Source organism: Kosakonia sp. ML.JS2a (assembly GCF_025642095.1).
Taxonomy (GTDB): domain Bacteria; phylum Pseudomonadota; class Gammaproteobacteria; order Enterobacterales; family Enterobacteriaceae.
On sequence record NZ_CP106754.1, the window covers coordinates 1,962,471 to 1,985,572 of the forward strand.

General features: G+C 52.0%; 25 protein-coding genes and 1 pseudogene. 18 read left to right on the plus strand and 8 right to left on the minus strand.

Annotated elements, in window-relative coordinates; translation table 11 throughout:
- Nucleotides 1-207: 207 nt before the first annotated feature.
- The 4 genes from fusA to ldtA all read left to right on the plus strand — a co-directional run bounded on the left by fusA (nt 208) and on the right by ldtA (nt 4,228).
- Complete coding sequence (fusA, locus tag N7922_RS09395) at nt 208-2,310, plus strand: elongation factor G (RefSeq protein WP_263100279.1); 2,103 nt, start codon at nt 208-210, stop codon at nt 2,308-2,310.
- 234 nt (nt 2,311-2,544) lie between these two features.
- The gene (locus tag N7922_RS09400; RefSeq protein WP_263100280.1) at nt 2,545-2,862 is read left to right on the plus strand and encodes a type II toxin-antitoxin system RelE/ParE family toxin; all 318 of its coding nucleotides are present in this window, start codon (nt 2,545-2,547) and stop codon (nt 2,860-2,862) included.
- 25 nt (nt 2,863-2,887) lie between these two features.
- Nucleotides 2,888-3,190: a helix-turn-helix domain-containing protein gene (locus tag N7922_RS09405; protein WP_263100281.1), complete on the plus strand. Its 303-nt coding sequence runs from the start codon at nt 2,888-2,890 to the stop codon at nt 3,188-3,190.
- A gap of 84 nt (nt 3,191-3,274) precedes the next feature.
- Nucleotides 3,275-4,228, plus strand: coding sequence for a L,D-transpeptidase (gene ldtA, locus N7922_RS09410; protein WP_263100283.1), 954 nt, complete (start codon nt 3,275-3,277; stop codon nt 4,226-4,228).
- A gap of 58 nt (nt 4,229-4,286) precedes the next feature.
- On the opposite strand, the gene N7922_RS09415 is transcribed toward ldtA, so the two are convergent.
- Nucleotides 4,287-4,598 (minus strand): hypothetical protein, encoded by a 312-nt coding sequence (locus tag N7922_RS09415; RefSeq protein ID WP_263100284.1) that lies wholly within the window; start codon nt 4,596-4,598, stop codon nt 4,287-4,289.
- A 37-nt stretch (nt 4,599-4,635) separates the two neighbouring features.
- Nucleotides 4,636-5,091 (minus strand): hypothetical protein, encoded by a 456-nt coding sequence (locus N7922_RS09420; RefSeq protein WP_263100285.1) that lies wholly within the window; start codon nt 5,089-5,091, stop codon nt 4,636-4,638.
- Nucleotides 5,092-5,541: 450 nt separating this feature from the next.
- Here N7922_RS09420 and N7922_RS09425 point away from each other — a divergent pair, with 450 nt between their 5' ends.
- On the plus strand, nt 5,542-6,972 hold the full coding sequence (locus N7922_RS09425; protein WP_263100287.1) for an efflux transporter outer membrane subunit: 1,431 nt from the start codon (nt 5,542-5,544) through the stop codon (nt 6,970-6,972).
- Nucleotides 6,969-7,220, plus strand: a pseudogene (locus tag N7922_RS09430) (GNAT family N-acetyltransferase); the annotation flags it as partial. The gene N7922_RS09425 and the pseudogene N7922_RS09430, both read left to right, overlap by 4 nt.
- A 111-nt stretch (nt 7,221-7,331) precedes the next feature.
- Here the strand turns inward: N7922_RS09430 and N7922_RS09435 are convergent.
- Entirely contained in the window at nt 7,332-8,102 is a 771-nt protein-coding gene (locus tag N7922_RS09435; protein WP_263100288.1) for an SDR family oxidoreductase, read from the minus strand.
- Between the two features lie 94 nt (nt 8,103-8,196).
- Here N7922_RS09435 and N7922_RS09440 point away from each other — a divergent pair, with 94 nt between their 5' ends.
- From N7922_RS09440 to N7922_RS09455, 4 genes are all read left to right on the plus strand, one after another.
- Nucleotides 8,197-9,144, plus strand: coding sequence for an AraC family transcriptional regulator (locus tag N7922_RS09440; protein ID WP_263100289.1), 948 nt, complete (start codon nt 8,197-8,199; stop codon nt 9,142-9,144).
- 27 nt (nt 9,145-9,171) lie between these two features.
- A complete protein-coding gene (locus N7922_RS09445) occupies nt 9,172-9,741 on the plus strand; it encodes a helix-turn-helix domain-containing protein (protein ID WP_263100290.1) in 570 nt (189 codons plus the stop codon).
- Nucleotides 9,738-10,256 carry a GNAT family N-acetyltransferase gene (locus N7922_RS09450; protein ID WP_263100291.1) on the plus strand — a complete coding sequence of 173 codons (519 nt, stop codon included), beginning with the start codon at nt 9,738-9,740 and terminating at the stop codon, nt 10,254-10,256. The genes N7922_RS09445 and N7922_RS09450 overlap by 4 nt, the downstream gene beginning before the upstream one ends.
- Before the next feature lie 201 nt (nt 10,257-10,457).
- Nucleotides 10,458-10,988, plus strand: coding sequence for a glyoxalase superfamily protein (locus tag N7922_RS09455; RefSeq protein ID WP_263100292.1), 531 nt, complete (start codon nt 10,458-10,460; stop codon nt 10,986-10,988).
- A 179-nt stretch (nt 10,989-11,167) separates the two neighbouring features.
- On the opposite strand, the gene N7922_RS09460 is transcribed toward N7922_RS09455, so the two are convergent.
- The gene (locus tag N7922_RS09460) at nt 11,168-11,650 is read right to left on the minus strand and encodes a glutathione peroxidase (protein WP_263100875.1); all 483 of its coding nucleotides are present in this window, start codon (nt 11,648-11,650) and stop codon (nt 11,168-11,170) included.
- A gap of 251 nt (nt 11,651-11,901) precedes the next feature.
- Here N7922_RS09460 and N7922_RS09465 point away from each other — a divergent pair, with 251 nt between their 5' ends.
- Nucleotides 11,902-12,927 (plus strand): LLM class flavin-dependent oxidoreductase, encoded by a 1,026-nt coding sequence (locus tag N7922_RS09465; protein ID WP_263100293.1) that lies wholly within the window; start codon nt 11,902-11,904, stop codon nt 12,925-12,927.
- A gap of 422 nt (nt 12,928-13,349) precedes the next feature.
- Entirely contained in the window at nt 13,350-14,990 is a 1,641-nt protein-coding gene (locus N7922_RS09470) for a carbohydrate porin (RefSeq protein ID WP_317633852.1), read from the plus strand.
- An 83-nt stretch (nt 14,991-15,073) separates the two neighbouring features.
- Here N7922_RS09470 and N7922_RS09475 read toward each other — a convergent pair whose 3' ends face one another.
- A complete protein-coding gene (locus N7922_RS09475) occupies nt 15,074-15,985 on the minus strand; it encodes a LysR family transcriptional regulator (protein WP_263100294.1) in 912 nt (303 codons plus the stop codon).
- Nucleotides 15,986-16,119: 134 nt separating this feature from the next.
- On the opposite strand from N7922_RS09475, the gene N7922_RS09480 reads away from it, so the two are divergent.
- Together N7922_RS09480 and N7922_RS09485 are read left to right on the plus strand one after the other, a co-directional pair.
- Complete coding sequence (locus N7922_RS09480) at nt 16,120-17,208, plus strand: alkene reductase (RefSeq protein ID WP_411554255.1); 1,089 nt, start codon at nt 16,120-16,122, stop codon at nt 17,206-17,208.
- Nucleotides 17,209-17,250: 42 nt separating this feature from the next.
- Entirely contained in the window at nt 17,251-17,751 is a 501-nt protein-coding gene (locus N7922_RS09485; protein ID WP_411554257.1) for an ester cyclase, read from the plus strand.
- A 159-nt stretch (nt 17,752-17,910) separates the two neighbouring features.
- Here N7922_RS09485 and cfa read toward each other — a convergent pair whose 3' ends face one another.
- Nucleotides 17,911-19,059, minus strand: coding sequence for a cyclopropane fatty acyl phospholipid synthase (gene cfa / locus N7922_RS09490; RefSeq protein WP_263100877.1), 1,149 nt, complete (start codon nt 19,057-19,059; stop codon nt 17,911-17,913).
- A gap of 291 nt (nt 19,060-19,350) precedes the next feature.
- Between cfa and N7922_RS09495 the strand changes: the two genes are divergently transcribed.
- Complete coding sequence (locus N7922_RS09495) at nt 19,351-20,085, plus strand: helix-turn-helix domain-containing protein (protein ID WP_263100297.1); 735 nt, start codon at nt 19,351-19,353, stop codon at nt 20,083-20,085.
- Here the strand turns inward: N7922_RS09495 and N7922_RS09500 are convergent.
- The gene (locus tag N7922_RS09500; RefSeq protein WP_263100298.1) at nt 20,079-20,624 is read right to left on the minus strand and encodes a GNAT family N-acetyltransferase; all 546 of its coding nucleotides are present in this window, start codon (nt 20,622-20,624) and stop codon (nt 20,079-20,081) included. The two genes, N7922_RS09495 and N7922_RS09500, sit on opposite strands and share 7 nt — an antisense overlap.
- A 218-nt stretch (nt 20,625-20,842) precedes the next feature.
- Here N7922_RS09500 and N7922_RS09505 point away from each other — a divergent pair, with 218 nt between their 5' ends.
- Both N7922_RS09505 and N7922_RS09510 read left to right on the plus strand, forming a co-directional pair.
- Entirely contained in the window at nt 20,843-21,325 is a 483-nt protein-coding gene (locus tag N7922_RS09505; protein ID WP_263100299.1) for a cold-shock protein, read from the plus strand.
- Between the two features lie 34 nt (nt 21,326-21,359).
- Complete coding sequence (locus N7922_RS09510) at nt 21,360-21,899, plus strand: DUF2058 domain-containing protein (protein ID WP_263100300.1); 540 nt, start codon at nt 21,360-21,362, stop codon at nt 21,897-21,899.
- Nucleotides 21,900-21,922: 23 nt separating this feature from the next.
- Here the strand turns inward: N7922_RS09510 and N7922_RS09515 are convergent, their stop codons facing one another.
- Nucleotides 21,923-22,621, minus strand: a complete 699-nt coding sequence (locus N7922_RS09515; protein ID WP_263100301.1) for an RluA family pseudouridine synthase — start codon at nt 22,619-22,621, stop codon at nt 21,923-21,925.
- A gap of 181 nt (nt 22,622-22,802) precedes the next feature.
- Between N7922_RS09515 and N7922_RS09520 the strand changes: the two genes are divergently transcribed.
- Entirely contained in the window at nt 22,803-23,048 is a 246-nt protein-coding gene (locus tag N7922_RS09520; RefSeq protein ID WP_263100302.1) for a YmjA family protein, read from the plus strand.
- Nucleotides 23,049-23,102 lie beyond the last annotated feature (54 nt).

Genomic DNA, 23,102 nt, shown 5'->3' on the forward strand with positions numbered 1-23,102 from the left:
TTTTAGCAGCAGCCCGTATCGGCGGCTGGCCGGTACTATACGCAAACTGTATTGTTTAAGCCACGTCGTCAATTGCAGCTCAACCAATTGTTAGAATAGCAAAAATAGTTCGAATATACTCGTACAGTTGTACTATGATAAGTGCCGTGAATGAATAGCGGCCAATTCCGGCCGCGAACGGACAGTCGAAAAGACTAAGGACGCATCATGCCCCGACCCATCCCTCTCGAACGTTATCGCAACATCGGTATCTCCGCGCATATCGATGCCGGTAAAACAACCACCACTGAGCGCATTCTGTTTTACACCGGGATGAGCCACAAGCTGGGTGAAGTACACGATGGCGCGGCAACAACCGACTGGATGGCGCAGGAGCAAGAGCGCGGGATAACCATTACCTCCGCGGCGGTAAGCTGCTTCTGGCCGGGTATGGATCGCGGCTTTGAGCCGCATCGCATCAATATTATCGACACCCCAGGGCACGTGGATTTCACCATTGAAGTGGAACGCTCCATGCGTGTGCTCGACGGTGCGGTGATGGTGTATGACTCCGTTGGCGGCGTGCAGCCGCAGTCGGAGACCGTGTGGCGTCAGGCCAACAAATACCGCGTACCGCGACTGGCATTCGTTAACAAGATGGACCGCCCCGGCGCGGATTTCTTCCGCGTGGTGCAGATGATGATCGATCGCCTGAAAGCCAACCCGGTGCCGATTGTGATCCCGATTGGCGCAGAAGAGCATTTCACCGGCGTGGTGGATTTGATCAAAATGCGCGAAATCATCTGGGACGATGCCACCCAGGGCATGACGTTTAGCTATGGCCCGGTGCCGGAAGCATTACTGGCGACCGCGCAGGAGTGGCGGGAAAAAATGGTCTCAGCGGCAGCGGAAGCCAATGAAGCGTTGATGGATAAATACCTGGAAACCGGTTCGCTGGACGAAGCAGACATTATTGCCGGGCTGCGTGCACGCACCGTTGCCGGGGAGATCCAGCCGATGCTGTGCGGCAGCGCCTTTAAAAACAAAGGGGTGCAGCGCATGCTCGATGCGGTGGTGGAACTGATGCCATCGCCGCTGGATATTCCGGCCATTCAGGGCGTGGATGAAAAAGGCCAGCCTGCTGAGCGTCATCCCAGCGATGAAGAGCCATTCTCGGCGCTGGCGTTCAAACTGATGACCGACCCGTATGTTGGCCAGTTGACCTTTATTCGCGTCTATTCCGGCGTGCTGAAAAAAGGCGACGCGGTTTACAACCCGGTCAAAGGCAAAAAAGAGCGCATCGGGCGTATCGTGCAGATGCACGCGAACGATCGTCACGAAGTGGATGAACTGCGCGCGGGGGACATTGCCGCCTGTGTAGGGCTCAAAGATGTCACCACTGGCGATACGTTGAGCGATCCGGATGCGGTGATCACCCTGGAGCGCATGGAGTTTCCGGAGCCGGTGATTTCGCTGGCGATTGAGCCGAAAACCAAAGCGGATCAGGAAAAAATGGGGATCGCGCTGCAACGACTGGCGTCTGAAGATCCTTCATTCCGCCTGCACACGGATGAGGAGTCCGGGCAGACGATCATTTCCGGAATGGGTGAGCTGCATCTGGAAATCATTGTCGATCGCATGAAACGCGAGTTCGGCGTGGAAGCGAACATCGGTCGTCCGCAGGTCACTTACCGTGAAACCCTGCGTAAAACGGTGAAAGACATTGAAGGTAAGTTTGTGCGCCAGTCCGGCGGTAAAGGGCAGTACGGCCATGTCGTGTTGACCCTCGAACCGCTGGAGCCGGGTAGCGGCTTTGTGTTTGAAGACGCCACCAAAGGCGGCGTGGTGCCGCGCGAGTATATTCCTTCAGTGGAAAAAGGCTTGCGCGAAGCCATGGGCACCGGCGTGCTGGCGGGTTATCCGGTAGTGGATGTGAAAGCGACCCTGACGTTTGGTTCGTATCACGATGTTGACTCCTCGGAAATGGCCTTCCGTATGGCGGCGATCTTTGGTTTCAAAGAGGGCGCGCGCAAAGCGGACCCGGCGATCCTCGAACCGGTGATGCATGTTGAGGTGGAAACGCCGGAAGAGTACGCCGGTAACATTATGGGCGACCTATCTTCCCGTCGCGGTATGGTGCAGGGGATGGAAGAGCGCTTCGGTAGCCAGATTATCCGCGCCGATGTGCCGCTGGCCGAAATGTTTGGCTACTCCACCACGCTGCGGTCCATGTCGCAAGGGCGTGCAACCTACAGCATGGAGTTCCACCACTACGCGGAAGCGCCGCGCAACGTGGCGGACGACATCATCGCCAGCCGCGCCAAAGCCTGACGCTAAGTTGTAAAACGTAAACCCCGCTCCGGCGGGGTTTTTTGTTGTCTTTCGATCCCTCCCCGCAAATGTTTGCAACGTTGCTTTATCTGCGCAAAAAGGCTGCGGTCACCTTTCCGCGACGATTGATCTCTGCATGAATCGGTCTCCAATGCTGTACATAATGCGAATATAGATTTGAGTCTATATAGTTTTTGAGCTATATTTTCGAGGTGCTTTGTGTGGCAGATAACAATGACAAAAACGTTTGATAACTGGTTTAGCACGTTGGGGGAGCGTGATCGGGCCAGCGTGCTGGCGGCACTGATGGTGCTGCGGGAGAAAGGTCCCGCATTGCCCAGACCCTGGGCCGATACGGTCAAAGGTTCACGTTACAGCAATATGAAAGAGCTGCGTGTACAGAGCCGGGGCGACCCGCTGCGGGTATTCTTCGCTTTCGACCCGCAGCGGGTTGGTATTCTGCTCTGTGCCGGGAGTAAAGCAGGTCATGAAAAACGTTTTTACGATGTCATGATCCCCACTGCAGATCGGGAGTTCCGTCACCATCTGTAAACTATCAACAACAGGGAGTAAGGCGATGAGCAAAACGCTGGAACAGCTGATTACAGAACAAAAGCCCGAGGTCGTAGCCGCAGCACAGGTGCTTGCACAGGAGATGCTGCTCAATATTCACCTCGCCGAATTGCGTGAACGGGTACAGAAAACGCAAATTGAAATGGCACAAGCGCTGGGGCTTAAGCAACCTACCGTTGCAGTAATGGAAAAGCAGGGCCGGGATATTAAACTCTCCACGCTGAAACGCTACATCGAGGCGACAGGAAGCAAACTGCGTATTGATATTGAGCTACCGGACGGCTCCCATTATGATTTTGCACTTTGATTGCGTTAACGCACTGTAAAAAAGGAGAAAAAGCATAAAGCGGGCTATGATATAAAAAATATCTGCTGGCCCTGAGGGAAGGAAATGATGCCCCGATTCACATTGCTGTGCAGCCTGATTGCGCTGTTCTCTGCGCCGAACGCGCTGGCGGTGAGCTACCCATTGCCCCCGGAGGGCAGCCGGCTGGTGGGCAGCCCGCAAATTATCACCGTCCCCCATGACAACACACTGCCGCTCGAAGCTTTCGCGGCGAAATACGGTCAGGGGTTGAGTAATATGCTTGAAGCCAACCCCGATGCCGATCCCTTTCTGCCGAAAGCGGGATCGCAACTGACCATTCCGCAGCAGATTATTTTGCCCGCCACGGTGCGCGAAGGCATTGTGGTGAACGTCGCGGAAATGCGCCTCTACTATTATCCGAAAGAGACGAACACGGTGGAGATTTTACCGATTGGCATTGGCCAGGCCGGGCGCGAAACGCCGCGCAACTGGGTCACTGCGGTGGAGCGCAAACAGGACGGGCCGACCTGGAGCCCGACGCCCAATACCCGACGTGAATATGCCAAACAGGGGAAAACCCTGCCAGCGTTTGTTCCGGCCGGGCCGGATAACCCGATGGGGCTATACGCCATTTATATTGGCAAGCTGTACGCCATTCACGGCACTAACTCTAATTTTGGTATCGGGTTGCGTGTCAGCCAGGGCTGCATTCGGTTACGCAATGCCGACATCAAATACCTGTTCGACAATGTACCCGTTGGTACCCGCGTGCAGATTATCGATCAACCGGTGAAAGCGACCACCGAACCGGACGGCAGCCGCTGGATTGAGGTTCACGAGCCTTTGTCACGCAACCGCACTGAATTTGAATCGACGAACAAAGTGCCGCTCTCCATTACACCAGCGCTGCGTGCAGTGATACAGGGGAGCGATGTGAATGTGAATCGGGCAACGGACGAGCTGGAACGGCGATCGGGGATGCCGGTGAATATTAACTCATTGCTGAATGACGGTGTGGTGGTAAAAGATCGCTTGTAACACAAATGAAAGCCTGCCGCAGTGACCCGGCAGGCTATAAGTGTGGTGTAGCTGTGTATTATAAAAATAACTTTGGTGCATTCTTTAATATGACATCAACGGCATCATTAATTGCCTTAATGATAATGGTCTCGGCAATAATCTTTTCCGCCAGTAGCACGTTTTTTATGGCTTCAGCTTGATTATCAAGAAGCTGTTTTCTGGCCTGGGCATCCATTTCATCTTTATTCGCATCGATATCCTGCGCGATAGCCGCCAGTTCACTGATTTGCTCTTTGGCATTATCACTTAATGTATTCCAGCCAGAAGCTAACGCTTTTTTGAAAATATCAAGGATGGCATTTCTGGTCGTTACCCAATCGGAGCTCATTTATCCTCCTGCACGGTTATATAGTGAAATGAGTGGCTCAGGACTTAAACTGCTGCTGCGTTGCCAGTAATGATTTCATTTGCACATTAAATAGCTTGCGTTGATTTTCTATCTGTGGCCTGAAGATATAACCTCTTTGCTTATGGTCGTTCTGGAAGGTGGTTAACTGCTTACTCAGTGACTGGCTGAATGTAATGAGTTGCTGCCTGATTTGTGGATTCTTGTTTAACGAAAGTCTTATTTCCAGACTCCGTAAATCAGCCTGAACTTTATTATAGAAATCAATATTGTTGGCGTATTGTATTTCTTTTATTTCAGACAGTGGCTTCTGTTCCCGATCGATGACTTCGGTCCAGGAGCTTAACTTAAGATCGATCTCATTTTGGATTGACGAGATCTGTTGTTCACTAACAGCATCATAATTGGGGGCGACGCACCCTGCCAGCAAGAAGAATAAAAACAGAAGAGGGGCATTAATTTTTATCAGCGACATGAACATAACTCCAGGAAGAGAGATGTTATTTAACTTAAGCAGGGGTTCAGCAGAGGATCAAGCATCGATTGAAAACATACTGTTTTTTACTGATAAGTTCACATTAGGTAGTTGGTCATCACATTACCCTGCATTTTTCTTGCTTTTTGTAGGGTTCTATTGATTACTTATAGTGTTTAACCGTGATGCAAGTAGAGCTGGTTTAAATAACAGTGAATATATAAAACAGGATATAGAATTAACAGCAGAAATACTCTGAAAAATAAACTCCACAAAATGTGCAGAATGAGGTTTCTTTGTGTTTTATTCTGCCGGGCTACTTGTTTTTAATATTGTTTTTATCTTTTAAGCACTAAAAGATAATCCCTGCGTGTGTAAGCAAACGGTAGGATGTTAATAACGATTGTCGATAAAACACATGACGTTTGCAGAGCGCAGGGCAATGGCATAATGAAAATCCATCACCACGGAAAAAAAGTAACCCTTTCTATTCTTGCTACGCTGATATTAAGCAGTTGTGCAACATCCGAAGGCTTAAATACAGGCAATAAAATACTGAACGCGGATACGCTTCAGGCTAAAGAGACGTTGTCGACGGCGCAACTGAGTCCGGCCCGATGGCCCCAGCGCAACTGGTGGGAGAGTTTTAACGATCCGCAATTAAATACGCTGATTCGCGACGGACTGGCTGCCAGCCCGAGCCTACAGGAAGCCAACGCCAGGGCCAATAAAGCCAATGCCGCCGTGGTGAGCGCCAGAGCGGCGCAACTGCCGGATATCAATATGGATGCCAGCGTTACCCGTTCCCGCGTGGCAAAAGTCGATGACCCGCTGCTCGAAGGTAAAAATTACAGTACGCTGCGGACAACTTCTCTGGGCACCAGCTATGTGCTCGATTTATGGGGCGGGAAAAAAGCCGCCTGGGAAGCGGCATTAGGCAATGCGAAAGCCAGCGAACTGGATAAACAAGCTGCCGGGCTGAGTTTATCGGCAAATATCGCCCGCGCCTGGAATAACCTGAATACCGCGTGGAAATTGGAAAAAATTGCTGCTGCCAACGCCGATCGCCTGAAAAAAATCAGCGACATTCAGCGCCAGTTTTATCAGGGCGGTATTTCGCCGGAGTATCAATATAAACAGGCGCTGGCAAACGACAACGATGCTCAAACGGCGTTATTACAGGCGCAGGAAAATGTCACCACGGCAGGCATAAAACTGTCGACGCTGGTGGGGAAAGGCCCGGATTATTGGCGCCATCTGAAACCTGGCGAAAATACACTTGTCGTGCAGGATGCGCTGCCTTCGACAATCCCGGCGGAATTAGTCGGACGCAGGCCGGATGTGGTTGCCGCCCGCTGGCGTGTTGAGGCGGCGGAAAAGCAAATCAAGGTCGCGAAAACGGCGTTCTATCCGAACATCAACCTGGTGGCCGAAGCTGGTACGCGTAACTTACTGGGTGATGCATTTGTTGGCGCGCCCAGTCAGTTCTTCAATATTGGTCCTACGCTGTCATTGCCGATTTTTGACGGCGGGAAACGGCGGGCGGATCTGGCAAGCAGCAACGCGGACTGGGATCTGGCGGTGGCCCATTACAACAGCCTGCTGATCTCTTCCATTGGCGATATCAGCACGTCTATTGTCAGGATGAAGTCCCTTGAGCAGCAAATCACGCAGACGGAAGAGGCCGATAAACTGGCGCATAGCGCATGGGATGATGTGTCGGCGCAGTTTAAAGCGGGCATCCGCCCGTGGCTGGATGTGTTGTCATTACAGGAACAATTACTGGCCTCCGATCGCAGTGTGGTGCAAATGAAGGCCGACAGACTGGATCAACATATCCTGCTGATCGAGCAACTGGGCGGCGGGCTGATAACCCAATAACGCTTGCTTTAGGCGCATCAATTGAAAACAGCCTTTGCTTTGGTGTTTATCATGATGAAGCCCAGATAGGTTTCGCTCGTCTGATAACAGATTATGCTACGTTCGCTTACCTTTGCGATGTCTATGTTCTTGAAGAATATCAGGGAGAGGGGCTTGGAAGATGGATAATGGAATGCATACATGATCATCCCGTGTTTGAGCAATTTCGCAGGATCATGTTGTTCACATATGGCACAAAGCCGCTTTACGCATATTTATGACTATGAGTTGATGTAAATGAACTTGCGGCCCGTGGCTGAGAAACAGAGAGAGGGAGGTCCTCTCTCTTTCCTTATTAGTCACATCTTCGCCCGGAACAATCAGTATGAGAAGGGGGAGTGTTGCTGCGCTTCTGTAAGAAAATCCAGCGCATCTTCACCAGCAGCGGTGTACAGCGGGGCGTGTTGATCGTTAGCGACGGCAAAAATGGCTTCCGCCACATCGTCGGCGTGCGTGACTGGCGCGTGGGAATTGCCAACCATCTGGATAAATTCATTCACCATTTTTCCATACGCAGGATCGTCCCGCCCGCCAAAATAAGCCTGCGCATTTTCGCCAAACTTCGTTTCGGGCGAGCGTCCCGGTAACACAACATGAACGCGAATGCCAAAAGGCCTGACTTCGATGGCTAATGACTCGCTCCATGCATTCAACGCCGCTTTACTGGCACGATAAAGCCCAATTAGCGGCATCGCTTTGGTCGTCACAGATGAAGAAACATTGATGATCACCCCTGATTTTTTCGCTCTCATCAGCGGGAGAAACGCCTGAGTTAATGACAATGTGCCCAGGACATTGGTGTTCATTAGTTGCTGCGCGGTTGTCAGGGGGGTGAGTTCAACGGGTACCGGGGCACCAAAGCCGGCATTATTGACCAGCAGGTCAATCGCGCCAGCCTTTTTCACCACGTGAGTAATGCTCTCCTCAGACGTGATATCCAGCGGCAATATCGTCAGCTTGTCGTTTGCAGGAAAAAGCGTCGCATCAGGCGTTCTCATTGTGGCAATCACGTCCCAACCCCTGGCTAAAAAAAGTGTTGCTGTTGCCAGCCCAAAACCTGAAGAGCATCCGGTAATCAGTGCAGTTGCCATGGTTAATCCTCTCTGTTGACTAGAGCAGTAATCATAGCCGCCGCAGAATGGACAATATATATTCAGAAGTCCACTTTCATTGAGAGAAAGTCCAGTGTCAGACCCGTTAACCGATATTGTTGCGTTACTCAACCCCAGGCCAACTCATACAAAACTCGTTGAGGGGGCGGGTCAGTGGCGTATTATCCGCGAGTCGTCCGGAGAGGCGTTTTACTGTGCCGTATTGCAAGGCGAATGCCTGATAAGTATTAACGGTAAAGCCCCCAAATTACTGGTTTCCGGGGATTTCGTTCTGATACCCGCAACGTACACCTTTGAGAACACCAATGCGGGCACCCCGCCTCCCGTTGGCATTACGATGCCAACCTTTCTTGGCGGCGGACACGTAAGAATTGGCTCAACAACCGGGTCGGCTGAACTGCTCATGAATGTGGGGCACTGTCAATTCGACACACCGGACAAACAGCTTATCGTCGCGTTACTGCCCAACGAGATCCTGATTAAAGGCGAGCGTCGTTTCGTCACGCTGTTTGAACTCCTGCTGGATGAAAGCCGGACCCGTCGACCAGGACGTGACGCGGTATTGACGCAGCTTTTGCAACTGTTACTGGTTGAAGCGTTGCGCAGCGATCAAGAACTGTCGAAAACGGCCGGTATCCTGAAAGGGTTACAACATGAAAAGATCGCCACAGCGCTACATATTATCCATGAAAAACCCGGCGCTGACTGGCAAATAGCGCACCTTGCCCGTGACTGTGCTATGTCCCGATCCTCTTTTTTTGCCGTCTTCAGCGAGACAGTCGGCATGTCACCCATGCAATACCTGCTCTTCTGGCGAATGTCGTTAGCCAGGAAAGCGTTGATGAGTGGCAAGGATAAAATCGAACAGATTGCCTTCCAGACCGGATACCAGTCCGCGAGTGCGTTCAACGTCGCTTTCACCAAGTACGCAGGCATGCCGCCGGGCGAATTCCGACGCCGGAATGCGGCTGACCCGACTGTTCCGCTTGACTGGCCATCCGTTTTCAGTAACATCCCATAAAAGAGAAATTTATCTCATTTTAGGGAGGTGAGTGTGAATAACACCGATTACAGGCAGCGGCTGGCTGCGCGTCTTGCTGCATTGCGTTTGCAGCATAACCAGTCATTGGATGAACTTTCCTCTGCGTCGGGGATAAGCCGGGCATCGTTATCGAGAATTGAACGCGGTGAAGTCAGTCCAACAGCCGAAGTTCTCAATCAACTCTGTAGTGTGTACGGAATGACGATGTCCCGGCTTATCAACGAGATAGAGCAAGTTGCCGAGAATCTGTTTACAGCAGATCAGCAAACGTTGTGGCGGGATGAGGTGAATGGATTTGAGCGCCGTTTGTTAATACCGCCCTCAAACCAATATAAATGCGAAATGATTGATGGGAAGCTAAGTCCCGGTGCTTTCATTGAATATCAGAAGCCACCGGTACAGGGACTGGAACACTATCTCTGGTTATATGAAGGTGAATTAACAATTACACAGAATGCAGAGAGCTGGTCTTTGAAAAAAGGTGACAGCTTGCGGTTTCATTTATCAGGATCTTCCTCATTCAGGGCTCATGACACTCTGGGCGCACATTATTTATTGGTGGTATGTAAATCATGATCGAATATCAAAAGCTTAATGCTGAAGACGCTCACCTGATGTTATCCGAATTAGGCGATGTATTGCAGGCGTGTGTAAAGGACGGGGCAAGTGTAGGCTTTACCGATCCGGCAGATCGCTTATCCATCGATAATTTCTGGAAAGATAAAATCTACAGTCTGGCAAGCCATGATTGTGAGTTACTGGTCGCCCGTGATAATGGGGTGTTAGCCGGAACAGTCATCATTAACTATTGTGGTATGCCTAATGGCCGCCACCGTGCGGAAATTGCAAAATTACTCGTGCATCCCCAATCGCGTCGTCAGGGTATTGCGCGGCAATTAATGAATCAGGCAGAAGAAATGGTCTGGGGAAAGGGCATTTATTTACTTGTACTGGATACGCGAACGGGTGATGTGGCCAGTGAATTATATCGATCTCTTGGCTGGCAAACAGCCGGTACGATACCTCTTTATGCCAAATCTATTGAGAATACTTTAGACAGCACAACGTTTATGTATAAAGTGAACAGGTAGTCGATCCCGCCATTCGTATCTGAAAACTTGTGAAATTTCCTGAGGCTGTGTACCCTCACTCAGGGCCCGTGCTGCCCGCCGCTCGCTTCCTGAAAGGAAAAGGTGAAAGCATGTTTGTACTCAACCTCATTAAATTTACAACTCTTGATAGTCGGGTTGTGGTAATGCGAGCACCCTCATTTCCTGACGACAGGAGAAGATATGATTTCTATCGAACAAGCAAAACAAATGGCTGCCAAATTAAAAGCCTCTCTTGAATTGTGTGATCGCAAGATCTCTTATTCTATTGCACTCGAAACCGTTGCCCACCAGTTAGGCTTCAGAGACTGGAACACGGCGGCAGCAACCTTGCCCCCACAGATTTCCCCATCTCAAATTCATTTCAGTAAGCCGATACCCATTCTGCGCATATTTGATGTCCGGAAAGCACAGGAGTTCTATCTGGAATTTCTGTCATTCCGCGTTGAGTTTGAACACCGGTTCGAACCCCACTTACCCCTGTATATGGGTATTGCCCGGGAGGGTTTGCAGTTACATCTTTCTGAACATCACGGTGACGCCAGCCCGGGCGCAACGATATTTATTCCGATGAAGAATATTGCGTTGTTCAGAGATGAACTCCACGGCAAACAATATGGATACGGTCGCCCGGAAATCGTTAAACAAGATTGGGGTGATGTCATGGAAGTCCATGACCCGTTTGGCAACCGGCTCCGCTTCTGTCAAAGCTAATTCGTCATGCTTAAAAACGGGGATCGCCGATGTGGCTGTCCCCTTTTAAAGGTAGAAAACTCAGCTCCAGCCGCCGGGAAAACCACTATTGCTTTCAGTGAAGCACGGAGTTTATCCCTCACGAATAATCAATTTTTCGGCAGTACTCTGAAACTGAATAGTTCGAATTACTGAATCACTCAGCGTTCCAGGGCCGCAAGGATTGCGGCTTCCATTTTCTCCGGCGTGGTGAACGGTGCAAAGCGCTTGAGCGGTTTACCATCGCGTCCGATCAGAAACTTCGTGAAGTTCCACATGATCCGCCCACCCAGTACGCCGGGCAATTCGTTTTTCAGATAACGAAACACCGGATGAGCTGCGGTTCCGTTGACGTCTACTTTCCCGAACATCGGGAAGCTCACACCGTAGTTAATGTGACAGGTCTGCGCGATGTCGTCGGCACCGCCGGGTTCCTGTTTACCGAACTGGTTGCAGGGGAAGCCAAGCACCACCAAACCCCGGGCGGCGTATTTCTTGTAGAGTGCTTCAAGGCCGCCGTATTGTGGCGTGAAGCCACAATGGCTGGCGGTATTCACGACCAGAACCACTTTACCCGCGTAGTCGACCATAGAAACAGGCTGGCCGCCCAGACTGGTGGCTGTAAGTTGATGAAAAGGGGGCATATCGTCATCCTCAAAGCAGAACCCGTTCGACATTTCACAGGTTTCGGGGCGTGGCGCCTGTTCCTGCTTCCGTTTACTTTCTGCTCTGCTCACACTGTTAGTCAATTAATTTGAACCATTATGTTAAACAAACGATATTTATTCGTATCGCGCAATGCGTAGAGTAGGGGAGACATAAAGCAGAAGCGCGCAGGCACAGTCGCCCGTGCTCTTCTGCTGATTATTTCCCTGAAGAGAAGGACAACTACGTCATGAAGAAGATCGGATTTTTGTCATTTGGTCACTGGACGCCGTCGCCGCAATCCGGAACGCGTTCGGCTGCTGACGCGTTGCTGCAATCCATCGATCTGGCCGTTGCCGCCGAAGAGTTAGGTGCGGATGGCGCCTATTTCAGGGTGCATCATTTTGCCCGTCAGCTCAGTTCGCCGTTTCCTTTATTAGCCGCCATTGGTGCGAAAACCTGTCATATCGAGATTGGTACGGGCGTTATCGATATGCGCTATGAAAACCCGTTGTATATGGCAGAAGACGCTGGCGCGGCGGATCTTATTTCCGGCGGTCGCTTGCAACTCGGCATCAGCCGGGGTTCCCCGGAGCAGGTGATCGATGGCTGGCGCTACTTCGGTTACCAGCCTGCGGAAGGGGAAACGGAGTCTGATATGGCGCGCCGCCACACCGAAGCGCTGCTGGATGTGCTGCGAGGCGAAGGCTTTGCCAAACCGAACCCGCAACCGATGTTCCCCAACCCGCCTGGGTTGCTGCGCCCGGAGCCGTATTCTGAAGGCCTGCGCGAACGCATCTGGTGGGGGGCGGGCTCAAACGCGACGGCAGTATGGGCGGCAAAACTGGGGATGAACCTGCAAAGCTCGACGCTGAAAGATGACGAAACCGGCGAACCTTTCCATATTCAACAGGCAAAACAGATCCGTGCTTACCGTGATGCCTGGGCCGAAGCCGGGCATACCCGTACGCCGCGCGTCTCTGTTAGCCGGAGTATTTTTGCGCTGATGGACAGCCGTGACCGCGCCTATTTTGGCGGCAGCCGTGATGATAGCGATAAAGTCGGTTTTCTGGATGAGAAAACCCGCGCCATTTTTGGTCGCAGCTATGCGGCAGAGCCGGACAAATTGATTGAGCAGTTGAAACAGGATGAAGCGATTGCCGAAGCGGATACGCTGCTGCTGACGGTGCCGAATCAACTGGGCGTTGATTATAATGCACATGTTATTGAGTCGATCCTTAAGCATGTTGCTCCGGCAATGGGCTGGCGGGAATAGCGTGGAAATTCTGCGCGAGTTCACAAAATAACGAGGCGGGGAGAGGCAGAGCTTGTCAGTAAAATAAAAGACAGTATTCTGTCGCAAGACAAGCTGGATTGTAACCGTATTTGACAGTATCCGATGCGGGCAAAACCTGAATGATTTTTCTGTGTGCAGTAGCGCCGGAAAAATGATTCAGGTTTTTTTTTGCTTCCGCCACAGCCAGCAAAAGGCAGGTCATTACCAGGGGTAAATCGTCACTCACTAGCGGATATCTTATGTAAAACATATAACCGATCTCATTATTACAAAAATAACCAGTGCGGGCGTCGTACTGGTCAGGCAATTAATGGGTAACCGGATGCGGATTTAACGCATCAGGCGGCCAGCTATTGCCGAATTAATACTACTCAGTCACGCTACTCTACAGGGTTATTGTTATGAATAAAAAGACGATAAATAAAAAGCATCAGTTAAAATGGATTGTAGTATTAATCTCCTCAGCGCTTGTATCGAATAGTGCTATTGCCGCGAAGTTGACCGTTGAACAGCGACTGGAATTACTGGAAAAAGAGCTGGCGGCAAATAAACAGGAATTACAGGAGACGAAACAAGAGCTGCGGCAATATAAACGCTATTTCGCGCAGCCAGCGGAAAATACCGGCAGTGGGGCCGTTGCGGTCACCAGCGCTCGTCATCACTCTGCGGATAAGACCCCGGCCGTTGCGACCGACAGCACAGCATCCACCAGCACCGCGAAAGTCAGCGGCGCAACGCCTGCGCAGGATGTGACGCTGGCGGATATCAGCAAGTACGTGAAAAACGACATTGGCTTTGAATATTCCGGCTATTTCCGTTCCGGCTGGTCCACGGGAACGCGCGGTGCACCGAAATCTTATGCGATCGGTTCGCTGGGGCGTTTCGGCCAGGAAAACAGCGCCTGGTTTGATTTGCAACTGTCGCAAAAAGTCTACGATTCCGGCGGCAAGGTGGCGAAAGCGGTGGTGATGCTGGACGGTAACGTTGGCCAGCAGTACAGCGCGGGCTGGTTCGACAGTACCTCGGAAAACGTGTTGCAGTTCTCCGATATCTACCTGACCACCAAAGGGTTCCTGCCGTTTGCGCCCGAAGCGGATTTTTGGGTCGGCAAACACAATATGCCGGTGTATGAAATCCAGATGCTGGACTGGAAAAGCCACCGCACCAATGCCGGTTCCGGCCTCGGTCTGGAGAACTGGCAGCTTGGTCCTGGCAAGCTGAACGTGGCGCTAACCCGCGAAGACGTGAAAGCGCACGCCGTGGATTACGCGACTTCCGGCAACACCCAGCAGGTAAATGCCAACAGCGCCGAAGTGCGTTACAAGGACATTCCGCTGTGGGATAAGGCGACGCTGGAGATCTTTGGCCGCTACGCGATGCCGAATGAAACCGATGACAATCGCAAAAACGAGAACAACGGCAGCTACTACAGCGTAAAAGATGCGTGGCATGCCGGGCTGATCCTGCGTCACAACTTTACCGGCGGCGGGTTTAATGAGCTGACCGTACAAGGGGCGGATAATTCCATCGCCAGCGGTTTCGCGCTGATTTCCGACGCCAACCCGACCTTCGGTTATAACGACCAGTATTACGGCGAGCATGCTTACGGCAAAGCCTTCCGCGTGATTTCCCAGGGTGAGAACTATTTACGCCCGGATGTGGTGATGGCGCACGCGCTGGTGTATGCCCACGGGAACGACATTTACGACTACAACACAGGCGCGCACACGGATTTCGATTCTGTTCGTGCAGTGGTGCGCCCGGCCTATATCTGGGATAGCAATAACCAGACCGGCGTGGAGCTTGCCTGGTTCGATCAGAAAAATAAAACCGCCGGTGAGACGTACCACGAGTCGGGGTATAAAACCACGCTCTACCATGCGCTTAAAGTGGACACCAGCATCCTGACCTCGCGTCCGGAAATTCGCTTCTACGGCACGTACCTGAAAGTGCAGGATAACGGCATCAGCCAGTTTGAATTCGCCGATGCGAAAAGCGATCAATTCACCGTGGGTGTGCAGGCGGAAGTGTGGTGGAAGTAAGCCCGTGCATGACTGACAAGCCCGCAGAAACGCGGGCTTGATACCACTGTGGAAAGCAAGGCCAGTGAGAAAGTGAACGCCGGTTAGGCTTTTTCAAGCCAGTCGATGAAAAACTCAGTGAAAGCAGTTATCTGCAATGGTTGCAGTCGCCGTTGCGGGTAAACAAACTGCAAGCCGACATCTTTTTTATCCAGTCGATTAAAACCGATAAAGCTATCGGCAAAAAGGACGTTAAGCCGCCCTTGTTCCACATCATGTTTTACATCCCACCACGATTTAGCGGCAATGCCCGCACCGGCAAGTACCCACTGGCGGAGCAGCGCACCATCATCACAGACCAGGGCGGGCGTGATACGAACGGTGCTGGCTTTTCCGTGTTGTTCAAACCGCCATTCATTCATCAGCATGCCGCGTAATTCCATCGCAATGCATTGATGCTGATGCAAATCTTCAATTTTTTGGGGTGTGCCAGCCTGTTGCAGGTAGTCTACAGACGCAACCAGCACCCTGTGGTTTGGCCGAATATGCCGGGTGACTAAACTGCTGTCCGGGAGATTGCCAAAGCGCACGCTCATATCGAGACGGTTTGATACCAGATCGACGACATTTTCGCTGAGATAGAGCGTACTTTTCACCTCCGGGTGCAGCCTGGTGAAATCAAGCAGGGCAGGGCCCAGGTACTGCCGGCCAAAATCCGACGGTGCGGAAATACGGATGTTCCCGCTGAGGACCCCCTCTTTCTGCGTGAGAATGGACTCTGCATAAGACATCTCATCCAGCACCCGCAACGCGGCATGAAAAAACGCTTCTCCGGCGCGCGTTAAGCCGATTGCTCGCGTGGAACGATTAAACAGACGGGTTTGGTAACGCTCTTCAATCGCTTTCAGCCTGGCGGTCATGGTAGCGGGTGAGAGCGCCAGCCGCCGCCCCGCAGCAGAAAGCCCTCCGGCTTTCACCACTTCTACCAGCAGCGTCAGATCTTCGAGTTTGCCCATTATTCGGATTTCCTGAAAAGAGAATCAGCTTTCACTGCAATTATCAAAATTAAATTCGGTAAGTAAAGTGACTTCATTGATGGCAGACAGGAGAGTTTACGGTGGACAAGCATTCACTTTTTGACCGTTATCAGATGAAGCATATCAGTTTGAAAAACCGGATCGTTATGGCGCCTATGACCCGTGCGCGTTCGTCGCAACCGGGCAATATTCCGACTGCACTGATGGCCGATTACTATCAGCAGCGCGCCAGTGCAGGGTTAATGATCACGGAAGCAACGCAAATCTCCCCGCAAGGACAGGGATACTCCTGGACGCCGGGCATACACTCCGCAGAGCAAATTGCCGGGTGGCGGCGGGTGACGCAAGCCGTTCATCACGCCGGAGGGATCATTTTTTCCCAACTGTGGCATGTTGGCCGCATGTCGCATGCGCGTTTCCACGCTGACGGTAAACCTGTTGCCCCTTCTGCGTTGCCCTCTGAGGCCAAAGTGTGGGTGGTCAATGAGAAAGGTGAAGGGCAGATGGTTGACTGTACTGAGCCCAGAGAATTGCGCCATGCAGACATTCAGCAGGTGATAGAGGATTACCGTCAGGCCGCAATCAATGCAGTTGAGGCTGGCTTTGATGGCATTGAGGTGCATGGCGGGAACGGCTATCTGATCGATCAGTTTTTGCGCCGTACCTCCAATCATCGTACGGACGAATACGGCGGTAGCCTGGTAAACAGGATCCGTTTTGCACAAGACGTACTGGCGTCGATAAGCGATGCGATTGGCAGCGAGCGTACAGGCATTCGCCTTTCTCCTTTCATTACTCAGCGTGGCATGAATGATCCGCAGGTGATTGACGCGATTCTGGCGCTGGCGGCATGGTGCGATAAAAAAGGCATTGCGTATATCCATCTGGCAGAGGCGGACTGGGACGATGCGCCACAAATACCGTTAGCGTTCCGTAAAGCGTTACGCGCAACCTTTAACGGCACCCTTATCGTCGCGGGCAATTATACCAAGGACAAAGCCGATCAGATTTTAAATGAAGAGCTGGCCGATCTGGTGGCTTTTGGTCGCCCGTTTATTGCTAACCCGGATTTAACGTATCGGCTAAAGAACCATTTGCCGTTAGACGAAATAAACGATCCCGCCACGCTGTTTGGCGGTAATGACAAAGGCTATACAGATTACCCCGTCTATAAATCAAATGATCTCAGGAGCAGGGAATAAACCATGCAACGACCACAATATTATTTAACGCGTGCCGCAGTCATGGTGTGTCTGCCGCTTTCTTATGCTGCTCACGCCGCCGATGAGGCACTTATTCAACCCACACAGTTAATTGTTGAGCAGGGTATGGCGCAACCCCATCTGGCGGATGTTGAGACCGCGGCACGGCGTTACGCAACATTCTGGAACACCGGTGATGATACGTTGGCACGCAAGGCGCTGGCGGCGGATTTTATCGATAAAACACCGCCGGAAGGGCGAAAACAAGGGCCTGAAGGTGCCATCCTGGCTTCGCGAGGTTTTCGTACAGCGGTGCCGGATCTGCGTTGCGAGGTTGAACAGATGATCATCGCCGGCGATCGCGTTGTATCACACCTTCACTTTCGCGGGCATTTCACCGGCACCTTCGGGAAATTGAAAGGAAAAGGCCAGATCGTCGATTTTATTGCGACTGATATTTATCAGGTGGAAAAAGGCAAAATCACGGCAAACTGGCACATCGAAGATAATCTGACGTTAATGAAGCAACTTGGTGCGCTATAACCCTCCGGCGATAAGGATAATTCTGCGTACCCTGGCGGAAGTGGCGTAATGCGCTGCCGTAAGAAACAGCTTATGCGGGCGACAACTTCTGCCAGGGGCGTTGCGCGATATTGTCCGGCAATTGACGAATAGCGTTGAACGATCAAACGGTGACCCGCGTTAGCGCGCCACACGCAGTCCACCGGTGACGCCCCGGCTAAAGACAATTTGCCAGAGCTGGATATTTCTGGCGCGAAACGCGCCCGCGCAGGCCGTCAGGTAGTAGTTGAACATGCGGCGAAATTCAGCGGAGTAATTCTCAGCTAACTGCGGCCACGCCTCATTAAAACGGCTATGCCAGGCCATTAGCGTTTTATCGTAATCCGGACCAAAGTTGTGCCAGTCTTCCATCACAAACCAGGGTTCGCTGGCCGTCGCAATGTGTTTTACCGAAGGCAGGCAGCCGTTAGGAAAAATGTATTTATTGATCCAGGCATCGACGTTATGTCCGGTCTGATTTGACCCGATGGAGTGCAGCAGGAAAAGACCATCCGGTTTCAGGCAACGGTCCACGGTTGCAAAATAGGTGGCATAGTTTTTAGGCCCCACATGTTCGAACATGCCGACGGAGACGATGCGGTCATATTGCTTGTTCAGGTCGCGGTAATCCTGGAGCAGGATGTTGATATCCAGCCCGAGACCGCGCATTTCCACATAGGCTTTTTGCTCCGCCGAAATGGTAATACCGTCGACTTTGACACCATAATGCCGGGCGGCGTACAGCGCTAACCCGCCCCAACCGCAGCCAATATCCAGCAGTGTCATTCCCCGTTTAAGCTGGAGTTTTTCACAGATCAGCGCCAGCTTGTGCTCCTGCGCCTCGCATAATTCTTCTGCCTCTTTCCAGTAACCGCATGAGTACTGCATGTTGGGATCGAGCATGCGGCTGAACAGGTCATTGCCGAGATCGTAATGCACCTCGCCAACCTGCCAGGCACGCTTGCGGGACTGCGGGTTAGTCAGCCGCGCAAAGGCGATACGGGCAAGATCATAAAGGCGGGCAGGGCGCTGCTCATCCACGCCTGCGTTCAGTAGCCGCTCAAAAAAGATATCGAGGCGTTTGCAATCCCACCACCCCTCCATATAGCTCTCGCCGAGCCCCAGAGAGCCCTGCTGTAACACGCGTTTGAAAAAGCGTTTGTCATGCACCCGGATATCCCACGGGTTAAACCCATTAATAACAATACCGGCCTGTGATAACAGCTCCTGCACGATCCGCAGCCATTGGTCTGGTTTACTCATATCAACGGCGGTACATTCGTTAGCCATCATTTTTCCTTCAACGGTTTCGTCGGTCAGCCGGAAAATCTACCCGCCATCGGTGGCCTGGCGCGAAGGGCGAACCTGCTGCGAAAAGAGGTTATCGCCCTGATTGCCGGGTGGTAAATTATTCATAACTGAGTGAAATATGCTTAATGCCCGCTCATTATTCAGTAAACCCGCCCGGCCTGCGCTGTGGTATCAAGACAAACTTCATCGAATAGAGGTCAGCTTTTAATGTGCCCTAAGCTTGTGTCTCCACCCTGTCAGCCTGTGTTCGGGCAGCCAGCGCCGGTGTTGATGTCTCTGCCTCGTCCGGTCTACTTTCGCAGCTATCCGCTGCCGGACGATACGGGCGTGGAGCAACATCAGCACCCGTTTGCGGAGTTTCTCTATGCGCGCGAGGGGAGTATGCGCGTGGAGATTGAAGGCAAAACCCTCGTCGTGCCTGTTCTTTACGGCGTGTGGATCCCGGCTCATGTGCCGCACAGCATTTTGTCCAGTCATCATGTGCTACTGGAAAGCCTGTATGTGGACGCGGACTTCGCCGCAATCGAACACAGCGGCAGCAAAGTGGTGATCGTCAGCGATTTCGTGCGCGAGTTTATTCATTACGCGACAGCGCATGTGCCGGAAATGTACGACGAAGAGGGGGACGATGCGCAACTGGTGCGCGTGTTAGTCACGCTGCTCAGGCAGTTGCCTGATGCCGGGTTTTCGGTGCCGTGGCCCGGCTCACCGTTGCTGATGAACGTGTGCCGTCAGATTCAGGAGACGCCCGGCGAAGCGCACAGCATTGAGCAGTGGGCGTCCTGTAGCGGCATGTCGGTGCGCACGTTCTCGCGCCATTTTAAAAAGGAGACCGGCGTGGCGTTCAGCGAGTGGAAAAAACGCGTGCGACTGCTTGAGTCGGTGGTGATGCTCAAAAATAACCGGAGCGTCACCCAGGTTGCGCTGGATCTTGGCTACTCCAGTCCGGCCTCTTTCACGTTTGCTTTTCGCCAGATGTTCGGCGTTCCGCCTACACGTTATTGATTTCTTGCCAGCCACTCTCTTTTAAGTACGGCGTAGACGAAGGTGTTGTCATATCTCTCCTCGCCGTCTTCGGTGACAAACGAGACGAACTCCCTGAAGCAGCCTTCCTGGCGCATGTGGAGACGATCGCACAGTTTCTGCGAAGCAAGATTGGAGTCTTCAACATAGGCATACAGGCGTCTGGCGCCTTTTTTGCTAAACAAATAATCAAACAACGCTGAGGTGGATTCCGTGGCAAAACCCTGGCCTTCATATCGCGCATTAAAGTGCCAGCCTACGCACCAGGTATTCGGGTCCGGCTCTTCACTGTTTTCGGCAAACAGGTGACCAATCAGCGTGTCACTCTCTTTAAGAGACACGGCAAACTGGCTGGCATCTCGCGATCGTTTATTAACCTCTTCTGTTGCGTCGGCGAGATTGCTGAGTTTCTCATCATAAAAACAGGGCGCGCGGGGCGAAGAGAGATAGTCGAAGAGCGCCGCGGCGTCTTTGTCGGTAAAGGCGCGAAGGATAAGCCGCGGTGTTGTGGTGACGATCATGTAAGCCTCATGTTAACCGGGTGGTTTTTGCCGTCTATCGTAGCATTTGTCGGGTTAGCGCAATACGCCGGGAGTCTGAGGCGTATGATACGGGGGCGGCGGCAGGAAAAAGGGAAATTTATCGTTCGGACTGACAGTAAAGGCGTGGTCTGCGCAGGCATTGTGCATTACACTGCGCGCTGCAAAAATTGAGTAGATAAACGATTAATCAGGCGGTAATGGCGATGAACGGTACAATCACAACGTGGTTTAAAGATAAAGGCTTTGGATTTATCAAAGATGAAAACGGCGATAATCGCTATTTTCATGTGATTAAGGTCGCCAACCCTGATCTGATTAAAAAAGATGCGGCGGTGACCTTTGAACCCACCACCAACAACAAGGGACTCTCCGCCTATGCGGTGAAAGTCATCCCGGAAAGTAAACACATCTATATCGCGGGCGAGCGTATTAAGCTCACGTCGATCAAATCTTACCTCGTTTACAGCGAAGATGTGCCTGCCGATGCCCGCATCGACAAAGAAAATGCGGTGCTTTCCGTCGGTTTGCTGATGGGGAACATCAGGCCGAAATCAGCCGCTCAGCCGGGCGAAATGCGCACGCTGAAAAAACTGGCGATCACCACGTTTCAGGGAACGACGTTAATCTTCTCGGAAGATGAGATAGACATCGATGCCACGGTAAAAATGCTCAAGGTCTGACATCATCCACATTCTTTAACGGGTAACGACAACGATGACAAAACTCACCTTACAAGAGCAGATGCTCAAAGCGGGCCTGGTCACCAGTAAAAAAATGGCCAAAGTCCAGCGAACCGCTAAAAAATCACGCGTTCAGGCACGTGAGGCAAGAGAAGCGGTGGAAGAAAATAAAAAAGCGCAGCTTGAGCGTGATAAGCAGCTAAGCGAGCAACAAAAACAGGCTGCGTTATCGAAAGAGTATAAAGCGCAGGTGAAGCAGCTCATTGAAATGAACCGCATCACCCTTGCAAAAGGCGATATTGGTTTTAACTTCACCGATAATAATGTCATCAAAAAAATCATGGTGGATAAGCAGACGCAGACCCAGCTGATTAATGGCCGTCTCGCCATTGCGCGTTTGGCGACGGATAACAACGGTGAGAGTGAATACGCGATTATCCCGGCAAGCGTGGCGGATAAAATTGCCCAGCGGGATGCCAGCAGTATCGTATTAAACAGTGCGCTGAGTCAGGAAGCGCAGGATGAAGACGATCCGTATGCTGATTTTAAAGTGCCTGATGATTTGATGTGGTAATACCCGGATACGACACCTGGGTTTCAGAACGGGCTGGCATGACGAGCGTGGATCCGCGTTTTACTGACCGGATGAATAAACTGCAACTCACTGGCATGTAGCATCAACCGCGGTGTCTGCTCCGTACCCGGTAGCAGGCGACCACCATACAGATCGCAGCCCAAAATAGGGTGGCCCAATCGCTGGCAGTGAATGCGCAGTTGATGGGTTCGCCCGGTCTCCGGGGTAAGGTGTACCCGCGTCAACGGCAGTAACGTTCCGTTTTCTGACTCACGATAAATCCGTTCAATGACCCGATAGCGGGAACGCGCGGGTTTGCCGTGGATGGCGCAAATCGTCATCAGCGGGAAGCTCGCCGGATCTTTGGCAATCGCCGCGTCTATCACCCCTTCGTCCTCCTCCAGATGCCCGCAAAGCAGAGCGGTATACACCTTGCTTACGCTGCGTTGGCTGAACTGCTGGCACAGGGCGGCATTGATGGCTTTATTGCGGGCAATCACCATCAGCCCGGACGTCCCGAAATCAAGGCGGTGAACCAGCGTGCAGCCAGGGAATATCTGTACCAGGCGATGATGCACTGAATCGAGATTTTGCGGGTTTTTTCCCGACAGGCTGAGTAGCCCGGTGGGTTTATTGATAAGCACCAGGTGATCGTCCTGATAGAGCGTTTCTATCTCGTCCGGGCACGGCGGGGCAATAAAGGTATCGAAAAGGGTAGACATCAGGCTGCCCGCAAAGAGAGTGGGAGCGGATGATACCCAATTTTCAGCCGACTGGCGAATCCACCGGTGTTTAAGCATTTATCCCCGAAATGGATGGCAGAAAAATAAAATAACAGTGCTATTATCCAGGCCAGACGATGCAAGCTGCAACGGACACCACTTTAACCTCCGGGGACGACTTATGAACAACGACACACCGCTTAAGTTTTATGACATCGTGGATGAGTACTCGACAGAGTCAGCCACGCCGGTGAACGAGTCCGAACGTGACGCGCTGGCGCGCTATTTCCAACTGCTGATTACCCGTTTAATGAATAACGAAGAGATCAGCGAGAATGCGCAGCAGGAGATGGCCACTGAAGCCGGTATCAACGAGCGTCGTATCGACGATGTGGCGAACTTCCTCAATCAATGGGGCAATGAGTAATGTTTGCGGGCACATTGTGTGTCCGCTTTCGCTTTAACGCACGTCGCACTGGTT

What these genes read in the sequence shown, in the direction of transcription:
- fusA (WP_263100279.1), top strand. Translation starts at nt 208, where the DNA reads ATGCCCCGACCCATCCCTCTCGAACGTTATCGCAACATCGGTATCTCC.
- N7922_RS09400 (WP_263100280.1), top strand. Translation starts at nt 2,545, where the DNA reads ATGACAAAAACGTTTGATAACTGGTTTAGCACGTTGGGGGAGCGTGAT.
- N7922_RS09405 (WP_263100281.1), top strand. Translation starts at nt 2,888, where the DNA reads ATGAGCAAAACGCTGGAACAGCTGATTACAGAACAAAAGCCCGAGGTC.
- ldtA (WP_263100283.1), top strand. Translation starts at nt 3,275, where the DNA reads ATGATGCCCCGATTCACATTGCTGTGCAGCCTGATTGCGCTGTTCTCT.
- N7922_RS09415 (WP_263100284.1), bottom strand. Translation starts at nt 4,598, where the DNA reads ATGAGCTCCGATTGGGTAACGACCAGAAATGCCATCCTTGATATTTTC.
- N7922_RS09420 (WP_263100285.1), bottom strand. Translation starts at nt 5,091, where the DNA reads ATGTCGCTGATAAAAATTAATGCCCCTCTTCTGTTTTTATTCTTCTTG.
- N7922_RS09425 (WP_263100287.1), top strand. Translation starts at nt 5,542, where the DNA reads ATGAAAATCCATCACCACGGAAAAAAAGTAACCCTTTCTATTCTTGCT.
- N7922_RS09435 (WP_263100288.1), bottom strand. Translation starts at nt 8,102, where the DNA reads ATGGCAACTGCACTGATTACCGGATGCTCTTCAGGTTTTGGGCTGGCA.
- N7922_RS09450 (WP_263100291.1), top strand. Translation starts at nt 9,738, where the DNA reads ATGATCGAATATCAAAAGCTTAATGCTGAAGACGCTCACCTGATGTTA.
- N7922_RS09455 (WP_263100292.1), top strand. Translation starts at nt 10,458, where the DNA reads ATGATTTCTATCGAACAAGCAAAACAAATGGCTGCCAAATTAAAAGCC.
- N7922_RS09460 (WP_263100875.1), bottom strand. Translation starts at nt 11,650, where the DNA reads ATGCCCCCTTTTCATCAACTTACAGCCACCAGTCTGGGCGGCCAGCCT.
- N7922_RS09465 (WP_263100293.1), top strand. Translation starts at nt 11,902, where the DNA reads ATGAAGAAGATCGGATTTTTGTCATTTGGTCACTGGACGCCGTCGCCG.
- N7922_RS09470 (WP_317633852.1), top strand. Translation starts at nt 13,350, where the DNA reads ATGAATAAAAAGACGATAAATAAAAAGCATCAGTTAAAATGGATTGTA.
- N7922_RS09475 (WP_263100294.1), bottom strand. Translation starts at nt 15,985, where the DNA reads ATGGGCAAACTCGAAGATCTGACGCTGCTGGTAGAAGTGGTGAAAGCC.
- N7922_RS09480 (WP_411554255.1), top strand. Translation starts at nt 16,120, where the DNA reads ATGAAGCATATCAGTTTGAAAAACCGGATCGTTATGGCGCCTATGACC.
- N7922_RS09485 (WP_411554257.1), top strand. Translation starts at nt 17,251, where the DNA reads ATGGTGTGTCTGCCGCTTTCTTATGCTGCTCACGCCGCCGATGAGGCA.
- cfa (WP_263100877.1), bottom strand. Translation starts at nt 19,059, where the DNA reads ATGGCTAACGAATGTACCGCCGTTGATATGAGTAAACCAGACCAATGG.
- N7922_RS09495 (WP_263100297.1), top strand. Translation starts at nt 19,351, where the DNA reads ATGTCTCTGCCTCGTCCGGTCTACTTTCGCAGCTATCCGCTGCCGGAC.
- N7922_RS09500 (WP_263100298.1), bottom strand. Translation starts at nt 20,624, where the DNA reads ATGATCGTCACCACAACACCGCGGCTTATCCTTCGCGCCTTTACCGAC.
- N7922_RS09505 (WP_263100299.1), top strand. Translation starts at nt 20,843, where the DNA reads ATGGCGATGAACGGTACAATCACAACGTGGTTTAAAGATAAAGGCTTT.
- N7922_RS09510 (WP_263100300.1), top strand. Translation starts at nt 21,360, where the DNA reads ATGACAAAACTCACCTTACAAGAGCAGATGCTCAAAGCGGGCCTGGTC.
- N7922_RS09515 (WP_263100301.1), bottom strand. Translation starts at nt 22,621, where the DNA reads ATGTCTACCCTTTTCGATACCTTTATTGCCCCGCCGTGCCCGGACGAG.
- N7922_RS09520 (WP_263100302.1), top strand. Translation starts at nt 22,803, where the DNA reads ATGAACAACGACACACCGCTTAAGTTTTATGACATCGTGGATGAGTAC.